Origin of the sequence: Bradyrhizobium sp. PRIMUS42 (assembly GCF_023006515.1) — a bacterium.
Classification (GTDB): domain Bacteria; phylum Pseudomonadota; class Alphaproteobacteria; order Rhizobiales; family Xanthobacteraceae; genus Bradyrhizobium.
This window is the reverse complement of the sequence record NZ_JALBGZ010000658.1, coordinates 1-3,491: the sequence shown is the minus strand read 5'-3', so window position 1 is coordinate 3,491 and position 3,491 is coordinate 1. Positions and strand designations below refer to the sequence as shown.

At 66.4% G+C, this 3,491-nt stretch carries 5 protein-coding genes; all 5 read left to right on the top strand.

Going from position 1 to position 3,491, the window contains the following annotated elements; translation table 11 throughout:
* A partial coding sequence (locus MOV75_RS31330; RefSeq protein WP_247007251.1) for a penicillin-insensitive murein endopeptidase occupies positions 1-533 on the top strand: 533 nt, incomplete at its 5' end.
* Positions 534-864: 331 nt separating this feature from the next.
* Positions 865-1,368, top strand: coding sequence for a hypothetical protein (locus tag MOV75_RS31325; RefSeq protein WP_246931201.1), 504 nt, complete (start codon positions 865-867; stop codon positions 1,366-1,368).
* A 179-nt stretch (positions 1,369-1,547) separates the two neighbouring features.
* On the top strand, positions 1,548-2,333 hold the full coding sequence (gene modA / locus MOV75_RS31320; RefSeq protein WP_246931200.1) for a molybdate ABC transporter substrate-binding protein: 786 nt from the start codon (positions 1,548-1,550) through the stop codon (positions 2,331-2,333).
* Positions 2,334-2,346: 13 nt separating this feature from the next.
* Complete coding sequence (gene modB / locus MOV75_RS31315) at positions 2,347-3,042, top strand: molybdate ABC transporter permease subunit (RefSeq protein WP_246931199.1); 696 nt, start codon at positions 2,347-2,349, stop codon at positions 3,040-3,042.
* A gap of 2 nt (positions 3,043-3,044) precedes the next feature.
* Positions 3,045-3,491 (top strand): ATP-binding cassette domain-containing protein (locus MOV75_RS31310; protein WP_247007250.1); only part of this gene is annotated, 447 nt, incomplete at its 3' end.

The window sequence follows — 3,491 nt, the reverse complement described above, 5'->3', positions numbered from 1 at the left end:
GCCATGCCAGCCACCAGATCGGCCTCGATGCCGACATCTGGCTGACGCCGATGCCGGACCGCCGCCTCTCGCGCGAGGAGCGCGAGGACATGTCGGCGGTGATGATGGTGCGCCCCGACCGGCTCGACATCGATCCAAAAGTGTTCACGCCTGGCCATGTGTTGGTGCTGCGCGATGCGGCGCGGGAGCCGGGGGTGCAGCGCATCTTCGTCAATGCCGCGATCAAGAAGGCGCTGTGCCGCGAGGCCAAGGGCGACCGCGCGTGGCTGTCGAAGATCCGTCCCTGGTGGGGCCACGATTACCACTTCCACATCCGCATGCATTGCCCGGCTGGCGCCGGGGAATGCGAGGGTCAGCCGTCACAATCCGAGGACGAAGGCTGCAAACCCGCCGATCTCTCCTATTGGTTCTCCGACGCGGTGCTGCACCCCAAGCCGCCGCCGGAGCCGCCAAAACCGAAGCCGCCGATGACGCTGGCGCAGATGCCCGCGGCCTGCAAGGCGGTGCTGCACGCGGCGGATGCGAAGCCGTAGCGCGCGGATGGGCGTGCTGTCGCCTCATCCACCGCCGTCGTCCCTGCGAAAGCATTGCGAAAGCAGGGCCCCATAGCCACAGGGAGAAGTTTGGCGTGAAAGGTCCAAATCTTCGTCTCCTCCCTGTGGCCATGGACCCCGGATCTGCGCTCCGCTTCGCTGCGCTTGTCCGGGATGACGAACTCGTTGGTTGGTTCGCATCACCCCAATGCGCTAGGATCGTCCCGCCGCCGTGCCGTAAGACCGCGGCATTCCGGGATGCGCATCCCGTCGTTCAACAAGCCTGACCGCAAGCCTCGCCTCCTTCGCGTGGCCAACGATGGGATTTCACATGCGCATACTCGCCTTCCTCGCTGCGCTCTCGTTCGGTGCGACCTCCGCTTTCGCGGCCGAAGAGCCCAGCGGCTGCGACAAGTTCAAATGGCCGATCGAGCGGGAGCGCGCCGTGCTCACGGCTCCGGACCGCACCAAGCTCGCATCGGGAAGCGAGCAGGCGGCCGTGCCGTCATCCGCCATCACGCTGGGGCTGGTTGCCCCGAGTGAAGCAAAGCTGCCCACGCCGCCGGAGCGCGCGCCGAAGGACGGCACCTTTGCCGGCTTCACAGGCATCAAGACCACCAGGGCCGGGCTCTACACGATCAGCCTGTCCGCCGGCGCCTGGATTGACGTGGTCCAGGATGGACATGTCCTCAAGCCCGTGGCCTTCAGCGGCGCGACCGATTGCGACGGCATCCGCAAGACCGTGAAATACGAGCTGTCGGACAAGCCTTTTGTGCTCCAGGTCAGCGGCGCCAAGGACAATTCGCTGTCGATCGCGATCCTGCCGGCGCAATAGGCCAACGGTCGCCTTTGACCTGGGGCCTCGGCCTGCTATGTTTGCACCGCGATGTCCCCGCCGGCCGTAAGCCGTCGCAAGGGGCCGTGGAACAGCGCTTCCGCCCGTCGCAACTCACCCACCCAACGCCAGACTTGCGCGTGCGTTTTGCGCACGCGGACTCGCACGGAGCGCTCCCCATGTTACGCATTTCAGGACTTGTCACCGCCTTCGTCGTCCTCGCAAGCGCGAGCCTTTCGCCTGCTGCTGCCGAGGACAAGACCATCATCGTGTTTGCCGCGGCGTCGATGAAGAACGCGCTCGACGAGGTCGACGCTGCCTACACCGCCAAGACCGGCGTCAAGTTCTCGGTCAGCTATGCCGCCAGCTCGGTGCTGGCGAGGCAGATCGAGCAGGGCGCGCCGGCCGACGTGTTCGTCTCGGCCGACACCGACTGGATGGACTACGCGACAGCCAAGAAGACCATCAACGAGCCTTCCAGAGTCAATCTGCTCGGCAACAGCATCGTGCTGATCGCGCCGAAGGATTCCAAGGTCGACGACGTCGCGATCGCACAAGGTTTTGACCTCGCCAAGCTTGCCGGCGACGGCAGGATTGCGACCGGGGACGTCAAGTCGGTGCCGGTGGGCAAATATGCCAAGGCGGCACTCGAAAAGCTCGGGGCATGGCAGGCCGCCGAGCCGAAATTCGCCATGGCCGAGAGCGTGCGCGCGGCGCTGACGCTGGTGGCGCGCGGCGAGGCCAATCTGGGCATCGTCTATTCCACCGACGCCAAGGTCGAGCCCGGCGTCAAGATCGTCGGCACCTTCCCGGCGGATTCGCATCCCGCGATCATCTATCCCGTCGCAGCGACCACGACCGCGAAGGGCGAGGCCAACGGCTATCTCGCCTTCCTGCGCTCCTCGGCCGCCAAGACCATCTTGGAAAAATACGGCTTCAGGTTCCTGATCAGCCCCACGACGTGATATCTCCGGCTTGATGTCCGCGATTTCTCCCGCCGAATGGACCGCGATCCTGCTCTCGCTCAGGGTCGCGATCATCGCAACGCTGGTGGCGACGCCATTCGGCATCGCGCTGGCGTGGCTGCTGGCGCGGCGTGATTTCTGGGGCAAGTCGGTGCTCGATGCGCTCGTGCATCTGCCGCTGGTGCTGCCGCCTGTCGTCACCGGCTATCTGCTGTTGTTGACGTTCGGCCGGCGCGGCCTCGTCGGCGGCTTCCTCGCCGACCATCTCGGCATCGTCTTCGCGTTCCGCTGGACCGGCGCGGCGCTTGCTTGCGGCTTGATGTCGTTCCCGCTGCTGGTGCGGCCGATGCGGCTGTCGATCGAGGCGATCGACCGCCGGCTCGAGCAGGCGGCCGAAACGCTCGGCGCCGCCCCCTGGAAAGTGTTCTTCACGGTGACGCTGCCGCTGGCGCTGCCCGGCGTACTCGCCGGCATGGTGCTCGGCTTTGCCAAGGCGATCGGCGAGTTCGGCGCCACCATCACCTTCGTCTCCAACATTCCCGGCGAGACCCAGACGATTTCCTCCGCGATCTACTCGTTGATCCAGACGCCGGACGGCGACGCCGCCGCGGGCCGGCTCGTGATCGTCTCGATCGTGCTCGCGCTGGGCGCGCTGATCGCGGCCGAATGGTTCGCCCGCCGCGCCACCGCGCGATTGCACGGGAACTGATCATGCTGCGGGTCGACATCGAAAAGCAGCTCGGCGAGTTCTCGCTGTCCGCGAACTTCACCGGCGAAGGCCGCGTCATCGGCCTGTTCGGCGCCTCCGGCGCCGGCAAGACGTCGCTGGTCAACATGATCGCAGGGCTGTTGCGGCCCGACCGCGGCACCATCGTGATCGACGGCGAGACCGTCGACGACACCGTGGCCGGCCTCCATATCCCGACCTGGCGCCGCCGCATCGGTTATGTCTTTCAGGACGCACGGCTGTTTCCGCATCTCGACGTCGCGCAGAATCTCGACTACGGCCGGCAGATGAACCGCCTGGCGCCCGATCCTGCCCAGCACAAGCGCGTCATCGACCTCCTCGATATCGGCGCCCTGCAGGGCCGCCGTCCCGGAAAGCTCTCCGGCGGTGAGCGCCAGCGCGTCGCGCTCGGCCGCGCCCTGCTGTCGAAG

Bases quoted from the DNA above. Each gene is read 5' to 3' on its own strand.
- MOV75_RS31325 (WP_246931201.1), top strand. From the start codon at position 865: ATGCGCATACTCGCCTTCCTCGCTGCGCTCTCGTTCGGTGCGACCTCC.
- modA (WP_246931200.1), top strand. From the start codon at position 1,548: ATGTTACGCATTTCAGGACTTGTCACCGCCTTCGTCGTCCTCGCAAGC.
- modB (WP_246931199.1), top strand. From the start codon at position 2,347: ATGTCCGCGATTTCTCCCGCCGAATGGACCGCGATCCTGCTCTCGCTC.